This is a genomic window from Collimonas sp. GW821-FHT07E08 (assembly GCF_059418905.1).
In genome coordinates, this window is record NZ_JBWKQR010000011.1 from 208076 (window position 1) to 227285 (window position 19210).

Sequence of the window (19210 nt, forward strand, 5' to 3'; positions counted from 1 at the left end):
ACAGGAGTTGAGACATGAACACCAGCACTGTAGTTGAAGACAACACCGAGCAAATCGTCGACCTGGCGGCGCAAGTCGGCCGCGCCCTGCAAGCCAGGAACTGGTTCCTGTCGACCGCCGAATCCTGCACCGGCGGCGGCATCTCCCAAGCGATTACGGAAATCGCCGGTTCTTCGGAATGGTTCGATTGCGGCTTCGTCACTTACTCCAACGCATCCAAGACTGAACTGCTGGATATTCCTGAAGCCGAGATTGCCCAGCATGGCACGGTGAGCGAAGAAATTGCCGCCGCCATGGCCGAAGGCGCGCTGGCCAACAGCAATGCCGACGTCACCGTCTCCACCACCGGCATCGCCGGCCCGGGCGGCGCGGTGCCGGGCAAGCCGGTCGGCACGGTCTGCTTCGGCTGGTCAGTCGGCCACCGCACCCATACCGAGCGCCTGGTGTTCGCGGGCGACCGCCGCGCGGTGCGCGAACAAACCGTGATCCATGCGCTGCAAGGTCTGTTGCGCTTCTTGAAATAAACTCAGATACGAAAGCGGTTGATGGCGTCGCGGGTTTCCTCGGCCACGCGGCGCGCGGCCTGGGCGAAGTCTTCGCCGGCGGCCTGGTCCGGTTTGGCGTAGAGGATGGCGCGCGACGAGTTGATCATCATGCCCATGCCGTTTGCCGTTTTGCCGGCCTTCACGGTGGCCTCGATATCGCCGCCCTGGGCGCCTACGCCCGGCACCAGCAGCGGCATGTCGCCGATGATGCTGCGCACTTGCGCCAGTTCCTGCGGAAAGGTCGCTCCCACCACCAGGGCGCACTGGCCGTTGGTATTCCACTTGTCGGCCACCAGGCGCGCCACGTGCTGGTACAGCGGCACGCCATCGACCTTCAGGAATTGCAGGTCGGAACCGCCGGCGTTGGAGGTGCGGCACAGGACGATGGCGCCGCGGTCCTTCCATTCCAGGTACGGCGCGACTGAATCGAAGCCCATGTACGGGCTGACGGTGACGGCGTCGGCGCCGTAGCGCTCGAAGGCTTCACGCGCATATTGCTCGGCCGTGGCGCCGATGTCGCCGCGCTTGGCGTCCATCACGATCGGGATGTGCGGGTAGTTCTTGCGCAGGTACTCGCAGATCGCTTCCAGCTGGTCTTCCGCCCGCAGCGCCGAGAAATAGGCGATTTGCGGCTTGAAAGCGCAGGCGGTGGCGGCGGTGGCGTCGATGATTGCCTTGCAAAAGGCAAAGATCGCATCCGGCTGCTGCTGCAGGTGCGATGGGAATCTGGCAACATCCGGATCCAGCCCGACGCACAGCAGGGAATTGTTGGCGCTCCAGGCGGCGGATAATTTTTCGATAAAAGTCACGGTGAAGCCTTAATAATGCAAACCCCCGCATTGTAATTCCAATTTAGCCGGGAATAAGCGGAGTAGTCGCTATTTAACACTTGAGCGGCTATCGATAGTTTGCTAACGTGCATGACATTGTTTCTTTTATCAGGGATATCCATGAAAACTTTCTCCAAATGGCTGGCAATTGTTACCTTCGCCTCGCTGCTCAGCGCCTGCGGCTACAACGATTTCCAGGCCAAGGATGAAGCCGTCAAGGCAGCCTGGGGCGAAGTCGTCAACCAGTACCAGGGACGCGCCGACCTGGTGCCGAAGATCGCCCAGATCGTCAAGGCTTACGCCACCCATGAAGAAGCAACCTTTGAAGCCGTGACCAAGGCCCGCTCCGCGGCGACCAGCTTCCAGATCACGCCGGAAGTGCTGAACGATCCTGCCGCCTTCGAGAAATTCCAGCAAGTCCAGGGCCAGCTGTCTTCGGCCTTGTCGCGCCTGATGGCGGTGTCCGAGAATTATCCGCAGCTGAAGGCCGACGGCTTGTACCGCGACGCCCAGTCGCAGCTGGAAGGCATAGAAAACCGCATCAAGGTGGCGCGCAACCGCTACATCGTCGCCGTCCAGGACTACAACGTGCTGACGCGCAGCTTCCCGACCAACCTGACTGCGATGGCGATGAGCTACAAGGTCAAGCCATCGTTCACCGTGGATAATGAAAAAGCGATCTCGACTTCGCCCGACGTCGATTTCGGCGGCAAAAAATAATGTCGCTTAAGGCGATTCCGCCAATCCGCGCCTGGCTGCCGGCGCTGGCCTTGTGGCTGGCGCTGGCCGGTTTGTCGGCGACGCCCGCCGCGGCGCAGACGCAGGTGGCGGTGCCGCCCCTGCAGGCGCATGTCACCGACCTGGCCGGCATGCTGCAGCCGGCGCAGCGCGATGCGCTCGACAGTACCCTGAGCGAATACGAAACGCGCACCGGCAGCCAGATCGCCATCTTGCTGCTCAGCAAAACCGAACCGGAAGGCATCGAGGACTATGCCGTGCGGGTGGCCGACGCCTGGAAGCTGGGGCGCAAAGGGATCGACGACGGCGTCATCCTGCTGGTGGCGAAAGACAATCCGAAAGCCTTGCGGCGCATGATGATACTGACCGGACGCGGGGTCCAGGGCACGCTGACCGATGCCCAGTCCAAGCGTGTGCTGCAGGACATCATCGCACCTTATTTTTCCAAGAACGACTATTACGGCGGCCTGAACGCCGGCATCTCGGCCATCATGCCGCTGCTGGACCAGGAGAATTTTGCGCCGCCCAGCCGTAAGTCCGGGCCGGCGCAAGAGCCCTCCTCCGACTGGCTGGGCGCCCTGGCGCCGCTGCTGTTCTTCGGCTTTTTCATCCTGATCACCATCATTTCACGCGCGCGCGGCGGCAGTGCCGGTTCCGGCCGTTCGCTCAACAGCAATGTCTGGGGCAACGCCGCCGGCGTCATCATCGGCAGCATCCTGAGCCAGGGCGGGCGTGGCGGCGGTGGTTTTGGCGGAGGAGGCGGATTCGGCGGCGGTGGCGGCGGTGGCGGCTTTTCCGGCGGCGGTGGCGGATTCGACGGCGGCGGCGCGTCGGGAGACTGGTGATGGCAAAAACCCTACAACGCATCTGGCGTCATTTGCTGACTACCCGGCGCAGCGCGCGACGGGCGTTTCCGGCAAGCACGCTCAAGGCTATCCAGCAGAAAATCGCCGACGGCGAAGTCACGCACCGGGCCGAAGTCAAAATGATTGTCGAAGGATCGCTCAGCCTGCCCGCCGTGCTCAACGGCGTGACTTCACGCAACCGCGCCCATGAACTGTTCTCGCATTACCGGATCTGGGACACGGAAGAAAACGTCGGCGTGCTGCTCTACGTCAACCTGGCCGACCACAAGGTCGAAATCATCGTCGACCGCGCCATCGGCCGCGCCACCAAGCCAGCCGACTGGCAAGCCGTGTGCAAGACCATGACCAAGGAATTCGCCAACGGCGCATTCCACGACAGCACGCTGGCGGCGCTGGAACAAATGAACGGCCTGCTGACCCAGCACTTCCCCGACGAAGGCCGCAAGAAAAACGAACTGTCGGACAAGCCGCTGGTACTGTAACCGCGCCAGTCAAACCCCAATTAAATCGACTCTGACCCTAATTGATTATTTAGGGTCAGAGTCGATTTATTTTTTTGCCGCGGCGCTTCAGCCGTTTTCGTAGACCCATTGCAGCAGGCCGTCTTGTGCGGCTTGTCCGCGGGGGGCGTTGGGGTGGTTGATCAGGCATACTACCGCGTAGTATTTGCCGGAGGCGGCCAGCACGTAGCCGGCGATGGCCCTGACATCGTTCAGGGTGCCGGTCTTGACGTGGGCCTGGCCGGCGACGCTCTGGTTTTTCAGGCGTTTGCGCATGGTGCCGTCGTAGCCTACCAGCGGCATCGAGGAGACGAACTCCGGCATGACCGGCGACTGGAAGGCTGCGGCCATCATGCGGCCCATGGTCCGGGCTGAGACCCTTTCATTGCGCGACAGTCCCGAACCGTTTTCGATCACCAGGCCGCTGGCGTCGATGCCCTTGTTGCCGAGCCAGCTCTGGATGGCGCGCGCGCCGCGCTCCGGCGTGGCCGGCACTTTCAGGATGTCGGCGGCGATGGTCAGCAGCACTTGCCGCGCCATCACATTGTTGCTGTACTTGTTGATGTCGCGTATCACTTCCGGCAGCGCCACCGAACTCCATTCGCTGACCAGGGTGCTGCCGGCCGGCGCCAGGCCGTTTTTCACGACGCCGCTGAACGTGCCGCCGAGGTCGCCCCACATTTGCCGGAACACTGCGCCGAAGTATTGCGTGTTGCTCATCTTGTAGGGATTGACGTACCAGGTCTTTTCACCGCAGGAGGCTGGCAGCGCGCCGTTGAAACTGGCGCCGTCGGCGTCCACCGCGGCCTGCAGCTTGCCCTGCCAGTCGTCGCAACTGCCGCTGCCCAGGCGCGGCGGCGTGACCGGGTAGCCGCTCATCGGCGGATCGATCAGCACATTGACCTGGCGCGTTTCCGGGTTCGGCACGAACTGGAATGTCAGCGCCTTGTAATTGAGCAGCAAGGCGTCCGGGCCGACGTTGTACGGTTTCATCGGGTCGCCGTCGAATTCGGAGGGATCGTAGGCATTCTCGTCAAACGTGCTGCGGTCCAGGACGATATTGCCGCGGATGTCGCGGATGCCCTTGGCGCGGATCTGGCGCAGGAACAGCCAGAAATTTTCCAGCACCAGCTTGGGATCGCCGTTGCCCTTGAAGATCAGGTCGCCCTGCAGCACATTGCCAACCTGGCTGCCATTGGTGTACGCCTGGGTTTTCCAGCGATAGGTCGGCCCCAGCAGCTCCAGCGCGGCGTCGGTGGTCACCAGTTTCATGGTCGAGGCCGGATTGAACGGCGTGCCGGCGTTGGCCGAGGCCAGCACCTTGCCGGCGCCGTCGACCTCTTGCACATAGACGCCGGCGTTCTGGGCCGGGATCCCGGCCAGCTGCAGGGCCTTGCTGAACGACGGCGGCAGCGCCGCGGCGGATTCTTGCGCCTGGACGCCGGGCAGCAGGAAGGAAGACAGGAGGAGGACACTGATCGCGTGGAGTTTATTCAAGTGGGCACCGGTGAAAAAGAAGGTTTGCGCAGGATTATCCCACGCGTTCACACGATGCAAAGGAAGGAACTGCAGCCGGCAGCCGAATAGCGCCGGCAAGGGTTGGAAAAATCAGAAAACGGAACCGCTGCGGGATGCCGCCGGCGATCCCGATGTGTACTGCCAGGCTGCGGCCTCAGAGCAATGCCGGTATGGCTTCCAGGATAATCAATGCCAGCAGCGCGCCGCACACGGCGCCGATGGCGCGCAGGCTGCCGCGGGCAAACCTGGATGCAACCGGCACTTCGCCGCACAACACCACGCCGGCGATGGCTGCCGGTATGAAAAACAGCAGGTTGTTCATCACCAGGTTGACCATGGTCATCTCCTTTGTCTATTTATGATTTCAGTATAGTTTTCTCATGCCCAATGACAAGGTCGAATAATTGATTGACAACAGGCCTGGCATGGCTGGAACAGCGTGCAATCGAACTTGTGCTGTCCTGCACAATTTTCTTGACCGCCATCCGCCGCGCGGCTACTATCCACCAGTCTAAATTTTATGGAGTCCCTTTAATGGGCACTTGTTCGAGTGACAGTTGTAGCCAGACCCGTTCTGGCTCCGCCTCGGCAAGATAACGCAGGATTTCCCCTGCCGTCATCTCGCCACCGGCGGATGATGGTATCCCAGCGCCTGGAATCGTTTCCCGGGCGCGCAGTATTCCACCACCTGATCTTGTTTCATCCTGAGTTGCGCCGCCGCGCCGGCAGCGCGCCTGGCTGAATCTGGCCCTGACCATGGCTAGCGCCGTTGTCGCGGCCATCGAACACTTGCATCCAGCGCTTGAGATAGATCCGAGATTGTCATCAAGATGTCACCGATCGAATTTACAGTCTGGTGCCGTTCTAGAACTTTTTTCTTTTTGCCGACAGGCTGTCATCCGGATGGGTTGCCAGTCGTTAACATAAAGTTAAAGGCGATAAAGTTAAAAGCGAAAAAGTTAAAGGCGATAAAGCTAAAAGCAAGCAACAAGCGACACACTGATCGACGACAGCCGACCGCATTGCATGAAAAAAGAAGAAGACCATGAATCTGAACATCCTGAGAGAAACATTCGTTAGCTTTGTCCGCACCCACGGCATGGACCGCCACTTCCGCCGCCTCGGCGCGGACATGTTCCGCAGCACCCCGGTCACCAAGGATGTGCCGCCCTCGCTGGCGGAAAACCTGTCCTCTGCCGCCCATGTCGATATCAGCGAACTGTTCAAGACCCTGCACAGCCGCGCCGACGGCCTGACCGAAGCCGAGGCGGACAATATCCGCGCCAGCGCCGGCCCGAACGAGGTCGAGCACGCAAAGCCGATCTCGAAATGGACGCACCTGTGGCAATGCTACAAAAACCCGTTCAACCTGCTGCTGACCGTGCTGGCCGCCGTCTCCTACCTCACCGAAGACATGAAAGCCACCATCGTCATCGGTTCGATGGTGGTGCTGTCGACCTTGATGCGTTTCATCCAGGAGTCGCGCTCCAATACCGCCGCCGACAAGCTCAAGGCCATGGTCAGCAACACCGCCACGGTGCTGCGCCATGACCTGGCCGAAGACATCGCCGAGGAAGCCCTGCGCTACTTCGACGTCACCTTGCATCCGAAGGGCGCGCGCCGCATCGAACTGCCGATCAAGAAACTGGTGCCGGGCGACATCGTCCAGCTCTCCGCCGGCGACATGATCCCGGCCGACCTCCGCCTGCTGACCGCCAAGGACCTGTTCATCAGCCAGGCCGCCATGACCGGCGAATCGCTGCCGGTGGAAAAATTCGTTACCCACCGCGGCGCCGCCACCAGCAACCCGCTGGAACTGGACAACCTGTGCTTCATGGGCACCAACGTGGTCAGCGGTTCCGCCACCGCGATCGTGGTCACCACCGGCAACCGCACTTACTTCGGCGCCCTGGCCGAGCGCGTCACCGCATCCGACCGCACGCCTACCGCGTTCCAGTCCGGCGTCAACAAGGTCAGCTGGCTGCTGATCCGCTTCATGATGGTCATGACGCCGGTGGTGTTCCTGCTCAACGGCTACACCAAGGGCGACTGGGTCGAAGCGTTCCTGTTTGCGATGTCGATCGCGGTCGGCCTGACGCCGGAAATGCTGCCGATGATTGTTACCTCGACCCTGGCCAAGGGCGCGGTCGCGCTGTCGCGCAAGAAGGTGATCGTCAAGCGCCTGGACGCGATCCAGAACTTCGGCGCCATGGACGTCCTGTGCACCGACAAGACCGGCACCCTGACCCAGGACAAGATTTTCCTGGAACGCCATACCGATATCCTCGGCGAGCAGGACGACCTGGTGCTGGAATACGCCTACCTCAACAGCCATTACCAGACCGGCCTGAAAAACCTGCTGGATGTCGCCGTCCTCGAACACGCCGAGCTGCAGCGCGAAATGGCGCTGGCCTCGGCCTACCGCAAGGTCGATGAAATCCCGTTCGACTTCCAGCGCCGCCGCATGTCGGTGGTGGTCAGCGAACGCGAAGACCATCATGAACTGATCTGCAAAGGCGCCGTCGAAGAAATCGTCTCGGTCTGCACCCACGCCCGCCACAACGGCCAGGTGGTGCCGTTCACCAAGGAACTGCTGCAGGAAATCTACGAGACCACCTCCAGCCTGAACGCCGAAGGCTTGCGCGTGGTGGCGGTAGCCGCCAAAGACCTGCCGCCGACCAAGGAAGTGTATGGCGTCGCCGATGAAAGCGACCTGGTCCTGATCGGCTATATCGCCTTCCTCGACCCGCCGAAAGAATCCACCAAGCCGGCGCTGGACGCGCTGCGGGAACACGGCATCACGGTCAAGATCCTGACCGGCGACAACGAACTGGTGACCGCCAAGATCTGCCGCCAGGTCGGCCTGGCCGTGGACGGCATGCTGCTCGGCAACGACGTCGAGAAAATGAGCGACGCCGAGCTCGCCGTCGCGGTCGAGACCACCACCGTGTTCGCCAAGCTCAGCCCGACCCACAAGGAACGCATCGTGCGCGTGCTGCATGACAAGGGCCACGTGGTCGGCTTCATGGGCGACGGCATCAACGACGCGCCGGCGTTGCGCGCTGCCGACATCGGCATCTCGGTCGACACCGCGGTCGATATCGCCAAGGAAGCGGCCGATATCATCTTGCTGGAAAAGAGCCTGATGGTGCTGGAAGAAGGCGTGCTGGAAGGCCGCAAGACCTTCGCCAACATGCTGAAGTACATCAAGATGACCGCCAGCTCCAACTTCGGCAATGTGTTCTCGGTGCTGGTCGCCAGCGCCTTCCTGCCGTTCCTGCCGATGCTGCCGTTGCACCTGCTGGTGCAGAACCTGCTGTACGACATCTCGCAGATCACGATTCCTTTCGATAACGTCGACAAGGAATTCCTGGAGAAACCGCAACGCTGGAACGCCGCCGAAATCGGCCGTTTCATGGTGTTCTTCGGTCCGATCAGCTCGATTTTCGACATCACGACATTTGCCCTGATGTGGTACATCTTCGGCGCCAACACGCCGGAGCACCAGACCCTGTTCCAATCCGGCTGGTTCATCGAGGGCTTGCTGTCGCAAACCTTGATCGTGCACATGATCCGCACCCGCAAGATCCCGTTCTTCCAGAGCCGCGCATCGTGGGCCCTGATGAGCATGACCTTGATCATCATGCTGGTCGGCATCCTGCTGCCGATGTCGCCGCTGGCCCATTACTTCAAGCTGCAGGCTTTGCCGCTGACTTACTTCCCATGGCTGCTGCTGATCCTGGTGGCCTACGCGGTGCTGACGCAGGCAATGAAAGGCTGGTACGCCCGCCGCTACGGCTGGCAATAAGCAGCGGCGCCAGGGGAACGGGACAGGTCATCGTCCCGGCCTCCGCAAAAAGAAAAGCCAATCATGCGATTGGCTTTTTTTACGTCCCTGCACTGGCGCGGTATTTATCCGACCAGGCCTGCCGCGATGTTGATCGACAGGCCCAGGATGGCCGAATTGAACAGGAAGGTCAGCACCGACTGCATCAGCACGATCTTGCGCATGGAGCGCGTCATGATGCTTACGTCGGAAGTCTGGACGGCGACCGCCATCGTGAAAGAGAAATACAGGAAATCCCAATAGTCGGGATTTTTTTCATCGTCAGGAAAACGCAGCGGCAGCTTGTCGCCCGCGCAGGCATAAAACAGGCGCGCGTAATGCAGCGCGAAGATGGTGCCCACCAGGAACCAGGAGCCCAGCACCGTCATGCCGGTAAACATGTAGCGCAGCTCTTTCGGCCCCGGCAAAAAGTCCTGGGTGTGCGCCAGCCCCAGCACCACCGCGCCGATGCTGCTGACCGCGGCGACGCAGATCAGGACCAGTATCACGGTATCGTTCTCGTCCTCGATGGCGGCGCGCCGTTTCACCTGTCCCGAGCTGGCCCTGGCCATCATCCACCAGAGCGTCGCCAGGTAAGTCCAGACGCCGGCGTTCCAGCCTATCAGCAGGCGCGTCAGGTGCGAGCTCGTGGGCTGGACCGCCCATACCGCGAGGCCGATGACCAATGCAATCATCAGGCGCGGGTGGGTATGGAAAACCAGGCGGCGAAAATTATTCATGCTTGTCCTTTTTGAACCAGGTATCGATGCAAGACGAAATTGCAAAAAACGAGGCCGCATTGGAGCAGCCTCGCCGTTTCTTAATCGATAGCATATTGCAACTGCGGATTTCCGTGTGTTTTCGTTTTAAGGAAAACACGCTGCGACGCAGCCTGGTCAGTACGGTTTATTCGGCAGGAATTTTCCGTCCAGGGTAATCACCGCACGCGAACCGCCTTCAGGGTCTTCTACCCGTTTCAGGTCCAGCTTGAAGTTGATGGCGCTGATGATGCCGTCGCCCAGTTCTTCATGCACCAGCATCTTCAAGGTGGTGCCGTAGATTTGCAGCATTTCGTAGAAACGGTAAATGGTCGGATCGGTAGGAATGCCGCCCGGGATGCTGCCGCGCAACGGGATCGTCTGCAGCTCTGCCACTGCCTCCGGCTCCAGGCTGAGGCGCTGGCAAACCATTTCGGCGGCGGCCTTCGGCAAGGCATGCTGGCCCAGCAGCGCTGCCGTGACATAGGCCACGCTCAGGCCGCTGCCTTCGGCCAGCTGTTTCCAGGATAGATCCTTGAGGGCTTTGGCGGCGATGACGCGAGAAGTGAGGGCGACGCGGTTGTCTTGATATACGTTTGCTTGTTGCATGATGTTTCCTTTTCAGTGAAAGAACGGATGAAGAACTGCCAATGGTTAAGCGTTAAGCAGCCGGCACGCTGCGCTTGGCGGAGGTAGCGACGGTTTGAGGAAATTCGGCGAGCGAGACGAATTGATTGCTGGCGCCGTCCAGCGCCACGATCGCGCCCGTTTCAATGTCGTACACCCAGCCATGCAAGTTCAGGCTGCCCTGTTCCAGCGCCAGCGCGACCGATGGATGGGTCTTGATGTTGACCAGCTGGGCGATGACGTTTTCGCGCACCATCGAGCTCAGCCGGGCCGCAGGCGAGGCATGGGTACGAGCCGCATTCACCGCTTTGGCCGAATCGGCATGGCGCAGCCAGCCCGCCACCGCGGGCAAGTGATCCAGGCATTTGCAGCTGGAGATAGCCGTCATGGCGCCGCAATCGGAATGGCCGCAGACCACGATGTCGCTCACGCCCAGTACGGCGACCGCATATTCGACCGTGGCGGTGACGCCGCCCGGCGCCGAGCTATAGGATGGAACGATATTGCCGGCATTGCGGATCACGAAGATGTCACCCGGATCCTGCTGGGTCAGCAATTCCGGCACGACGCGGCTATCGGAACAGGTGATGAACAATGCACTCGGGTTCTGGGCGGTGGCCAGTTCCTTGAACAGTCCGGACAGGCCCGGGAAGGTGTGTTTTTGGAATTTCAAGACCCCATCGACGATGGACTTCATGGCGCTTCTCCTTGCAGGTGTTGAAGTAGTGGAGCCATGATGAAGGCATTGAACTATTGGGTCCAAGACCGATATACAATAATCTCAATAAGAATTTCCTATAGTTATCAAACATGCTATTACGTCATATCCGCTACCTGCTCGCCGTCGTCGAACATGGAAACTTCACCAGGGCGGCGGAAGCCTTGTATGTTTCGCAGCCGACTTTGTCGCAGCAGATACGGCAGCTGGAAGAGACATTGGGAGTGCAGCTTCTGGACCGCAGCGGCAGGGTGGTGCGCGCCACCGATGCCGGTGAAGCCTATATCGCCTACGCCCGCCGGGCGCTGCGCGAGCTGGAAGCCGGCCAGCGGGCGATCCATGATGTGCGCGACCTGTCGCGCGGCATGCTGCGGCTGGCCATGACGCCCAGCTTGACTTCTTATCTGGCAGGGCCGTTGATCGCGCGCTTCAACGCCAGCTACCCCGGCATCGCGCTGCAGGTGATTGAAAAGACCCTGGATGCAATTGAAACGGCGCTGGCGGCGGACCAGGTTGACCTGGGGCTAGCCTTCAGCCAAGTCCGCTCGCAGGAAATCAGCAGCCGGCCCCTGTTCGTGGAAAAGCTGTGCGTGGTAGTCGGACTGACGCATCCGCTGGCCAAGCGCCCGGCTGCGGCGGCGCTGGCAGCCAGCGAGCTTGGCCGGCAATCGCTGGCGCTGCTCAGCAGCGACTTCGCTACTCGCACCTTTGTCGACGCTTACCTGCAGCAGCAGGGCATCTCGCCCAACATCGCCATCGAAGCCAACACCATTAGCGCGATCGTGGAAATCGTCCGCCGCGGCGGTGTCGCCACCATCTTGCCGGATGCGATTGCACGCGAACATCCCGGGCTGCGGGAAATCCCGCTGAGCCCTGCCTTGCCGCAGCGCACGGTCTCGCTTTTGTGGCGCAAGGACAGTTATCAAAGCGCTGCGGCCAGAGCTTTCGCCGAGCTCGCCGGCAATCTGGCTGCTGAATAAAGCTGCAGACGCCGCAATAAAAAAACGCCCTTGCGGGCGTTTTCTGGATCATGTTCCGATCAGGTTTCGGTAATGTGCAGCTTGCTGGCCACCATATGCGCCACGCTCTCTCCCGGCTTGCGCCGGAACTTGCGGCCGGCCCAGACCAGCAGGTCGTCGACATAGGTGAACACCACCGGAATCACCAGCAGGCTCAGGAAAGTCGACGTCACCAGGCCGCCGATGACGGCAATCGCCATCGGTCCGCGGAAACTGGAATCCGCACCCAGCCCGAGGGCGATCGGCAGCATGCCGGCGCCCATGGCGATGGTAGTCATGACGATCGGCTGGGCCCGCTTGTGGCAGGCATCCATCAGTGCCTCGAAACGGCTCATGCCATGGTCGCGGCGCGCCACGATGGCGTACTCCACCAGCAGGATCGAATTCTTGACCGCGATCCCCATCAGCATCAGCAACCCGATCAGCGACGGCATCGAGAACGAATTATGCGTGATCAGCAAGGCCGCGAACGCGCCGCCGATCGACAACGGCAGCGCCGCCAGGATCGTCACCGGCTGCAGGAAGCCCTTGAACAGCAGCACCAGCACCATGTACACGCACAGCACGCCGGTCAGCATCGCCAGCGCAAAGCCGGAGAACAGTTCCTTCATGATTTCGGCGTCGCCCAGCTCGCCGCGCTTGACGTTGGGCGGCAGGTTCTTCAGGTTTGGCAGCTCGTTGATCTTCGACATCACATCGCCGATTTCATGGCCGTTCAGCTCAACGTGGATGATCACGCGCCGGTTGCGGTCGAGGCGGTCGATACGCGCCGGGCCGCTGTCGAAGCGGATGTCGGCCACCGAGCTCAACGGCACATTGCCGTTCTTGCCCTGCACCGCCAGGCGCTCCAGCACGCTCATGTCATGCCGCGCATCTTCCGGCAAACGCACGCGGATCGGAATCTGCCGCTCGGGCAGGTTCAGCTTGGCGACCGACTGGTCGTAATCGCCGGAGGTGGCGATGCGCAAGGTGTCGCCGATGGCCGACGCGGTGACGCCGAGATCCGCAGCCTTGGCGAAGTTAGGCGTGACGATGATTTCCGGCCGCACCAGGCTGATGCTGGACGTAATGTTGCCAAGATCGGGTATGGTGCGGATTTCGCGTTCGATGGCGCGCGTCACGGCGCCCAGCGCCTGCGGATCGTCGCCCGACAGCAGCAGCTGCAATTCTTCGCCGTTGCCGCCGCCGCCCACGGTAAACCGCAAGCCAGGCAACTGTGTCAGCAGCTTGCGCAATTCGCTATCGACTTCGGTCTGCTTCTGCTTGCGCTCCGGCGGATCCTTGAGCAGCACGGTCAAGGTCGAACGGCGCGCCTCGTCGCCGCCGATGGCGCTGTAGACCTGGGCGACATTCTTGTTGGTCATCAGCAAACGGCGCGCCTGTTCAGAGCTGGCACGGGTTTCCGCCAGGACGCTGCCAGGCGGCAGTTCCAGTGTGACCTGGGTCTGGCCGCGGTCGCTGGGCGGGATGAAGCCGGTCGGCAGGAACGGGATCATGGCCAGCGACAGGATAAAGAACACTGCCGCCATGCCCATGGTCTTGAGCCGGTGGTGCATGCACCAGGAAGCGACCGCCATGTAGGTCGTCATCATGCGGCTTTCTTTTTCCTTGTGCATCAGCGGCTTGAGCAGGTAGGCCGACATCATCGGCGTCAGCAAACGCGCCACCACCAGCGAGGTGGTGACCGCGATCGCCGCGGTCCAGCCGAACTGCTTGAAGTATTTGCCGACGATGCCGCTCATGAACGCCGTCGGCAGGAATACCGCGACCAGGGTGAAAGTAGTCGCCACCACCGCCAGGCCGATTTCATCGGCGGCTTCCAGCGCGGCCTGGTACGGCGTCTTGCCCATGCGCAGGTGGCGCACGATGTTTTCAATTTCGACAATCGCATCGTCCACCAGGATCCCGATCACCAGCGCCAGCGATAGCAAGGTCACGCCGTTGAGGGTAAAGCCGAGGAATTTCATCACCATGAAGGTCGGGATGATCGACAGCGGCAGCGCGGCGGCCGCCACCAGCGTCGCCCGCCAGTCGCGCAGGAAGAACCAGACCACCAGCACCGCCAGCAGCGCGCCTTCGTACAGCAGCGACATCGAACCTGCGTAGTTTTCCTTGACCGCATCGACGTTGTTGAACGCTTCCTCGATCTTGACGTGGCTCGCCTTCTGGTTCAGCGTCGCGACGGCTTTCTGCACTGCGTTGGAAACCGTGATTTCGCTGGCGCCCTTGCTGCGCGTGATTTCAAAGCCGACCACCGGCTTGCCGTCCAGCAGCGTCAGCGCGGTGCGCTCGCCGATGCCGTCGGTTACCTTGGCGACCTGGTCCAGGCGGATCACGTGGCCGTCCGGCAAAGCCATCTGCAAGGCGGCGACTTCCGCCACGTTGCCGACCGTGCCGATGGTGCGCACCGATTGCCGCGCGCCGCTGATATCGGCCTTGCCGCCCGGCGCCTCCTGCTGCACGCGCTGCAGCTGGCGCGAAATCTGCGCCGCCGATACGTTCAGGGCCGCCATCCGTACCGGGTCCAGCTCCACCAGCACTTCGCGGTTGACGCCGCCGACGCGGTCGATCTTGCCGACCCCGGGGACCGACAGCAGGGCCTTGGAAACATCGTTGTCGACAAACCAGGACAGCGCTTCTTCATCGAGCTGGTCGGACTTGACGGTATAGGTGATGATCGGCCGGCCCGAGGTGCTCGCCTTGCCGTAAACCGGATCGCGGACGTCGCTGGGCAAATCGCTGCGCACGCGGTTGACCGCGTCGTGCACATCGTCCATCGCTTCCTGGATATCCTTTTCCAGGCGGAATTCGATCTGGGTGTTGACTACCCCGTCGTTGATGGTGGTGTAGATATGCCGGATGTCGGTGACGGTGGCGACCGAATTTTCAATCTTGCGCGCCACCTCGGTTTCCAGCTGCGAAGGAGAAGCCCCTGGCAGGCTGGTGGTCACCGAAATGAAGGGAAAATCGATATCGGGCGAATCCTGCACCAGCATGTCCTTGAAGCTCATCAGCCCCATGACGGTGAGCATGATGAACAGCAGGATGGCGGGAACCGGGTGCTTGATGGATAGCGCGGAAAAATTCATGGCCGGTCCTCGCTTATTTCATCGCCAGCGGTGCCGCCGGCTTGTTTTCCGGCGCCACCCGCACGGTGTCGCCGTCGGCCAGGAATCCTGCGCCCTTTTCCACCAGCGTCATCGCCGTCGTGATTCCGTTCGCGCCCCCGGCAACTTCGATGCGGTCGCCAATGCGTCGCCCTATGGTGACCTTGGTCTGGATCACCTTGTCATCTTTGCCCAGCTGGTAAACGTAGCTATAGCCGTCGCGCATCACTACTGCGCTCTGCGGCAAGGTCAGCGCCGCGGCGTAACCCAGCGCAAACTGGCCGGTGCCGAACATGCCGGCATGGACGTCGCCCGGCGCCGGCAGGTCGACATACACCAGGCCGTTGCGCGTGAGCGGATCGACGGTCGGCGCCACCATGCGCACCTTGCCATCCACCACCACGCCGTTCGTGACGCGCAGCTTGACTGCCTGGCCGACCTTGATCTGCAGCAGGTCGGTGGCATTCACTTCGCCGCGCCATTCGAGGCGGTTCTGGCGGATCAGCTTGAACAGTTCCTGTCCTTGCGACGCCACCGAACCAACCGTTGCGGTGCGTGAAGAAATCACGCCGTCGTCGGGCGCCAGCACCTGGGTCTGGCGCAGCCGGATCTGCTGCATTTCCAGGCTGGCCTGGGCTGACTGCAGGCGCGCCTTGGCGCTGCGCTCGGCGACTTCGTACTGGGTAGTCTGCTGCCCGCTCAAGGCGCCGCTGTTGACCAGCGAGCGCGCCCGTTCGGCATTGGCGTCCGCTTCCGACAAGGCCGCGCGCGCTTCTTCCACGGCAGCCTTCTGCTGGGCCACCTGGGCCTCTACGCTGTCGTTGCTGAAACGCGCCAGCACCTGGCCGCGCTTGACCACATCGCCGACATTGACCCTTACCTCTGCCAGCTGCAAGCCGCCCAGTTCGCTGCCGACCACCGCTTCTTGCCAGGCGGCGACGCTGCCGTTGGCCGACAAGGTCATCGGCCAGTCGGCGCTTTGCGCCTTGGTGGTAGTGATGGTCAGCGAAGCTTTAGGCTTGCTGGTTTCCTTGTCGGCAGGTTTGCCGCTTTTTCCTGTAGTGGCCCAGACCGCGGCAGAACCGATGACGACGACCAGCGCCGCGATTGCTGTCAGTTTCAAAGATGGCTTTTTCATGACTCTCTTCTTTACATTTCTATATTAAGAACGTTCGGAGTTTGACGCTGCGGCAGGCGTGGCCGGCAAGGCCGCCTGCTCCGCCTGGTTGCGCCAGCCGCCGCCCAAAGCCTTGTACAGGGCGATCCAGGCCGCCACGTGATCGCGCTGCACGCTGATCTGGGTCTGTTGCGCAGCCAGGAAGGTGCGGCGCGCATCTTCCAGTTCAAACAGGCTGCCGCTGCCGGCCTTGAACTTGTCGTCGTTGGCGTGGAAGTAGCTTTCATACTCGCGCGCCGCCAGCGCCGCATCGTCTTCACGCCGCGCCGCCGCATCCAGGCGCACCAGCGCTTCTTCGATTTCGCGCGCCGCGCTGCGCACCTGCGACTGGTAGCCGGCATATGCCTCGTCATAACGGCCGCGCGCCAGGTCTACCTGCGACTTGCGCAGTCCGGCGTCGAACAGCGGCAATTTGAGCGAAGGACCGAACGACCAGGTGTCGGAACGGGAGCTGCTGCCGTCGAAGCGGAAGCCGCCTACGCCGATGCTGCCCAGCAGCGAAATGCTCGGATAACGGTTGGCCTGGGCGACATTGATCTCGGCGCTGGCCGCTGCCAGCTCGCGCTCGGCGACAGCGATGTCAGGCCGCTGCGACAGAGCCTGCGCCGGCACGCTTTCGACCACAAAACCGCGTGGCGTCGGCAGCCGCTCATTGACAGCCAGCTTGGCGCGCAAGGCAGGTTCGGGAATGTCGGTCAGCGCCACCAGCGCCTTCACATCAAGGTCGCACTCGGTACGCTGCACCACCAGTTTTTGCCGTGCATCCGCGGTGGAGCCGTTGATCAGCGCGCCGTCTGCCGGCGCGGTGAATCCAGCCTTGACTTTGAGCGCCGTGAGCTGGGCGGTCTGTTCGCGCGACTTCAGGTCCTGCGTCAGCATCGCCGCGGTGGCCACGCAGGCACGGTAGTTCACCAGGGTGCTGCCGACTTCCGCCGCCAGCGACACCTTGGCGCCGTACCAGTCGGCATTGCGGGCGAATACGCGCGCGTTGGCGGCTTCGGCCGTCTTGCGCTTGCCGCCGAACAGGTCAAGTTCCCAGCTGGCGTCGAAGGTAGCAGTGCTGTTGGTGGTGATGATGCTGGCGCTGCCCAGGTTGCCGGTCGTGCCTGAGAGAGATTTGCTGCGTGTGCTGCTGGCGTCGGCGGCCACCGAAGGATAGAGCGCGCTGCCGACGGAACCCGCCGTGGCGCGCGCCTGGGCAATGCGCGCCAGCGCCTGCGCCACGCTGGGATTGCTGGCCTCGGCCGTGGCGACCAGCTCAGCTACCAGCGGATCGTCGAATTGCGACCACCAGTGCGCCAGGTCAGTCGCGCCATCAGCGCCCGCCGGCTTCGGCAAAGCGCTTTGAAATTGCGGCAGCACCGCTTGTGATGAGGTAGCTGGCGTGGGCACCTGGTAGGTAGGCCCGACAACGCAACCGGCGATCACCGACAGCAGGGGTACGCTGCCGAGCATCTTGAATAAACGCATCCTTTTCCCTTACATGATTTTTTGAGGGGCTCCCAAATGCGGGATTTTTAATTGTTTTAGCTGCTTTACTGGGTATGGCGCTGTCTGTGATTCTGTCTGTGATTATTTGCTGCAACTCTCCAATGTACAGTGTGTATCGACACTGTAAAGAGGAAAATTGCTGCCGGGTATGCGATTGCGACAAGCTGCAGAATCGTGGGAATCAATCGACTAAAACACGGGATGAAATGCAATCGGACCGAATCGCAAGAAATAACAGCAAAAAAATATCAATTTATCTACTACAGATACATCGCGAAATTTCTGCGCAGCAATAATAACTTGCTTCCACCCTGTTTAGTAAGTGCCATACCGCTTCCGCGGTGTGGAACCAGGCGCCGGCGGATGCCGGAAATACGGTGGAAGGCAGGTGCTTCGGGGCAGCGCCATGCATGATGCCCGATTTTTTTGCACGATCATTAACCGATCATGAAGACTGGGGAATTAGAACAGCTCGTCCAACTGCTCGAAATAACGGCGTTTATCCGGTTGGTCGGGCTCGCCGAGCGCGGCCATGATTGTCTCGGCCTTGGCTTCGGCGGCCTGGTCGCGCAGCTCGCGGTGGGCGAAGGCTATGTCCAGCCAACGATCGGCAATGCCACCGCGGCCAAGATCGATGAAGAACAGCCGTTCGCGCGCATCGACGAAAACGTTGTTGCCGCACAGGTCGCCGTGCGAAAACACCGGATCCGGACGCGGCACGTGAGCCCGCAGGTGGGCGACCAGTTTGGCTGGCGTGTCCAGCCCCGGCCAGGCATCAAGGTCGTGGTCGGGATCGATCAGGTTCTTCGCTAACAAGATGTCCAGTTCTCGCAGACGCACCGGCACACTGGCATCGAATGGGCAGTTGGACACGGATACTTGCTGGAGCTTGCGCAGCGCTTCGCCGAACAGCGTCGAAACAGGCCGGCCGGCAGCGATGCAGGCGGCCAGCGGCCGCCCTGGCACCGCCCGCGTAACCATGAACGCCTCGCCATCGCGCTCGGCAGTGGCAACCACCTCTGGAACGTGCAGGCGTCCAGACAGCCAATCAAGCACCTGTGCTTCGCGACGCACGCTGTAGGTGGTATCGGCATAGGCCGCCGGCGAAGACTTCAGGAAGAAGCGCTCGCCGCCGCGCCGGAACTCGTGCACCGCACAGGGAGATTCCCCGATCTTGTCGGTTATCAAGTCGGCATCGCCGATGAAGCGGCGAATGGTGGAAGGCAGGTCGAGGCTCATGCGCAGATCGAGAAATCTAATCGATTTTGATCGCCGTCTCCCATTAAACATGGGCTCGAAATCACGATCGCAAAATTATTTTCAATGAAAAAGAAGGAAATCCATGGTGGCAATTAAACATCAATAGTTATAAAAAAACAATATTGATAAAGAATCAGTCCGGTGCGGCTACTCAAATATTTTCGTGGATGTTTAGTGTTGCTAGCTGCCGTACTTGGATAGAAGGACGTTGCTCAAGGGCTAGCCATAGG

Annotated in this window: 16 protein-coding genes; 6 read left to right on the forward strand and 10 right to left on the reverse strand. The window is 61.3% G+C overall.

Annotated features, from left to right (window positions below):
• The first annotated feature begins 14 nt into the window (after positions 1 to 14).
• Complete coding sequence (locus AC07RZ_RS16265) at positions 15 to 524, forward strand: CinA family protein (RefSeq protein ID WP_144739067.1); 510 nt, start codon at positions 15 to 17, stop codon at positions 522 to 524.
• A gap of 2 nt (positions 525 to 526) precedes the next feature.
• On the opposite strand, the gene pyrF is transcribed toward AC07RZ_RS16265, so the two are convergent.
• The gene (pyrF, locus tag AC07RZ_RS16270) at positions 527 to 1354 is read right to left on the reverse strand and encodes an orotidine-5'-phosphate decarboxylase (RefSeq protein ID WP_494668695.1); all 828 of its coding nucleotides are present in this window, start codon (positions 1352 to 1354) and stop codon (positions 527 to 529) included.
• Positions 1355 to 1495: 141 nt separating this feature from the next.
• On the opposite strand from pyrF, the gene AC07RZ_RS16275 reads away from it, so the two are divergent.
• Genes AC07RZ_RS16275 through AC07RZ_RS16285 form a run of 3 tightly spaced genes read left to right on the forward strand, consistent with a single transcriptional unit; the run spans position 1496 to position 3461 of the window.
• Entirely contained in the window at positions 1496 to 2095 is a 600-nt protein-coding gene (locus AC07RZ_RS16275) for a LemA family protein (protein WP_342829204.1), read from the forward strand.
• Positions 2095 to 2958 (forward strand): TPM domain-containing protein, encoded by an 864-nt coding sequence (locus AC07RZ_RS16280; protein ID WP_494668696.1) that lies wholly within the window; start codon positions 2095 to 2097, stop codon positions 2956 to 2958. Before AC07RZ_RS16275 ends, AC07RZ_RS16280 begins: the two co-directional genes overlap by 1 nt.
• Entirely contained in the window at positions 2958 to 3461 is a 504-nt protein-coding gene (locus tag AC07RZ_RS16285) for a TPM domain-containing protein (RefSeq protein ID WP_494668697.1), read from the forward strand. Before AC07RZ_RS16280 ends, AC07RZ_RS16285 begins: the two co-directional genes overlap by 1 nt.
• Positions 3462 to 3548: 87 nt before the next feature.
• Here AC07RZ_RS16285 and dacB read toward each other — a convergent pair whose 3' ends face one another.
• Entirely contained in the window at positions 3549 to 4976 is a 1428-nt protein-coding gene (gene dacB / locus AC07RZ_RS16290; protein WP_494668698.1) for a D-alanyl-D-alanine carboxypeptidase/D-alanyl-D-alanine endopeptidase, read from the reverse strand.
• A 175-nt stretch (positions 4977 to 5151) separates the two neighbouring features.
• Positions 5152 to 5334, reverse strand: coding sequence for a hypothetical protein (locus tag AC07RZ_RS16295; RefSeq protein WP_092400927.1), 183 nt, complete (start codon positions 5332 to 5334; stop codon positions 5152 to 5154).
• 708 nt (positions 5335 to 6042) lie between these two features.
• Between AC07RZ_RS16295 and mgtA the strand changes: the two genes are divergently transcribed.
• Positions 6043 to 8805 (forward strand): magnesium-translocating P-type ATPase, encoded by a 2763-nt coding sequence (mgtA, locus tag AC07RZ_RS16300; RefSeq protein ID WP_494668699.1) that lies wholly within the window; start codon positions 6043 to 6045, stop codon positions 8803 to 8805.
• 104 nt (positions 8806 to 8909) lie between these two features.
• Here mgtA and AC07RZ_RS16305 read toward each other — a convergent pair whose 3' ends face one another.
• The 3 genes from AC07RZ_RS16305 to AC07RZ_RS16315 form a co-directional block, all read right to left on the reverse strand.
• Positions 8910 to 9563: a DUF1345 domain-containing protein gene (locus AC07RZ_RS16305; protein ID WP_494668700.1), complete on the reverse strand. Its 654-nt coding sequence runs from the start codon at positions 9561 to 9563 to the stop codon at positions 8910 to 8912.
• A 156-nt stretch (positions 9564 to 9719) separates the two neighbouring features.
• The gene (gene cynS, locus AC07RZ_RS16310) at positions 9720 to 10190 is read right to left on the reverse strand and encodes a cyanase (RefSeq protein WP_494668701.1); all 471 of its coding nucleotides are present in this window, start codon (positions 10188 to 10190) and stop codon (positions 9720 to 9722) included.
• Positions 10191 to 10242: 52 nt separating this feature from the next.
• On the reverse strand, positions 10243 to 10905 hold the full coding sequence (locus AC07RZ_RS16315; protein ID WP_494668702.1) for a carbonic anhydrase: 663 nt from the start codon (positions 10903 to 10905) through the stop codon (positions 10243 to 10245).
• Between the two features lie 113 nt (positions 10906 to 11018).
• On the opposite strand from AC07RZ_RS16315, the gene cynR reads away from it, so the two are divergent.
• Positions 11019 to 11906: a transcriptional regulator CynR gene (cynR, locus tag AC07RZ_RS16320; protein WP_494668703.1), complete on the forward strand. Its 888-nt coding sequence runs from the start codon at positions 11019 to 11021 to the stop codon at positions 11904 to 11906.
• Positions 11907 to 11965: 59 nt separating this feature from the next.
• Here the strand turns inward: cynR and AC07RZ_RS16325 are convergent, their stop codons facing one another.
• From AC07RZ_RS16325 to AC07RZ_RS16340, 4 genes are all read right to left on the reverse strand, one after another.
• A complete protein-coding gene (locus AC07RZ_RS16325; RefSeq protein WP_494668704.1) occupies positions 11966 to 15034 on the reverse strand; it encodes an efflux RND transporter permease subunit in 3069 nt (1022 codons plus the stop codon).
• A gap of 13 nt (positions 15035 to 15047) precedes the next feature.
• The gene (locus tag AC07RZ_RS16330; RefSeq protein WP_494668705.1) at positions 15048 to 16190 is read right to left on the reverse strand and encodes an efflux RND transporter periplasmic adaptor subunit; all 1143 of its coding nucleotides are present in this window, start codon (positions 16188 to 16190) and stop codon (positions 15048 to 15050) included.
• Between the two features lie 24 nt (positions 16191 to 16214).
• Entirely contained in the window at positions 16215 to 17699 is a 1485-nt protein-coding gene (locus tag AC07RZ_RS16335; RefSeq protein WP_494668706.1) for an efflux transporter outer membrane subunit, read from the reverse strand.
• A gap of 483 nt (positions 17700 to 18182) precedes the next feature.
• Entirely contained in the window at positions 18183 to 18959 is a 777-nt protein-coding gene (locus AC07RZ_RS16340) for an APH(3') family aminoglycoside O-phosphotransferase (RefSeq protein WP_494668707.1), read from the reverse strand.
• Between the last annotated feature and the right edge of the window lie 251 nt (positions 18960 to 19210).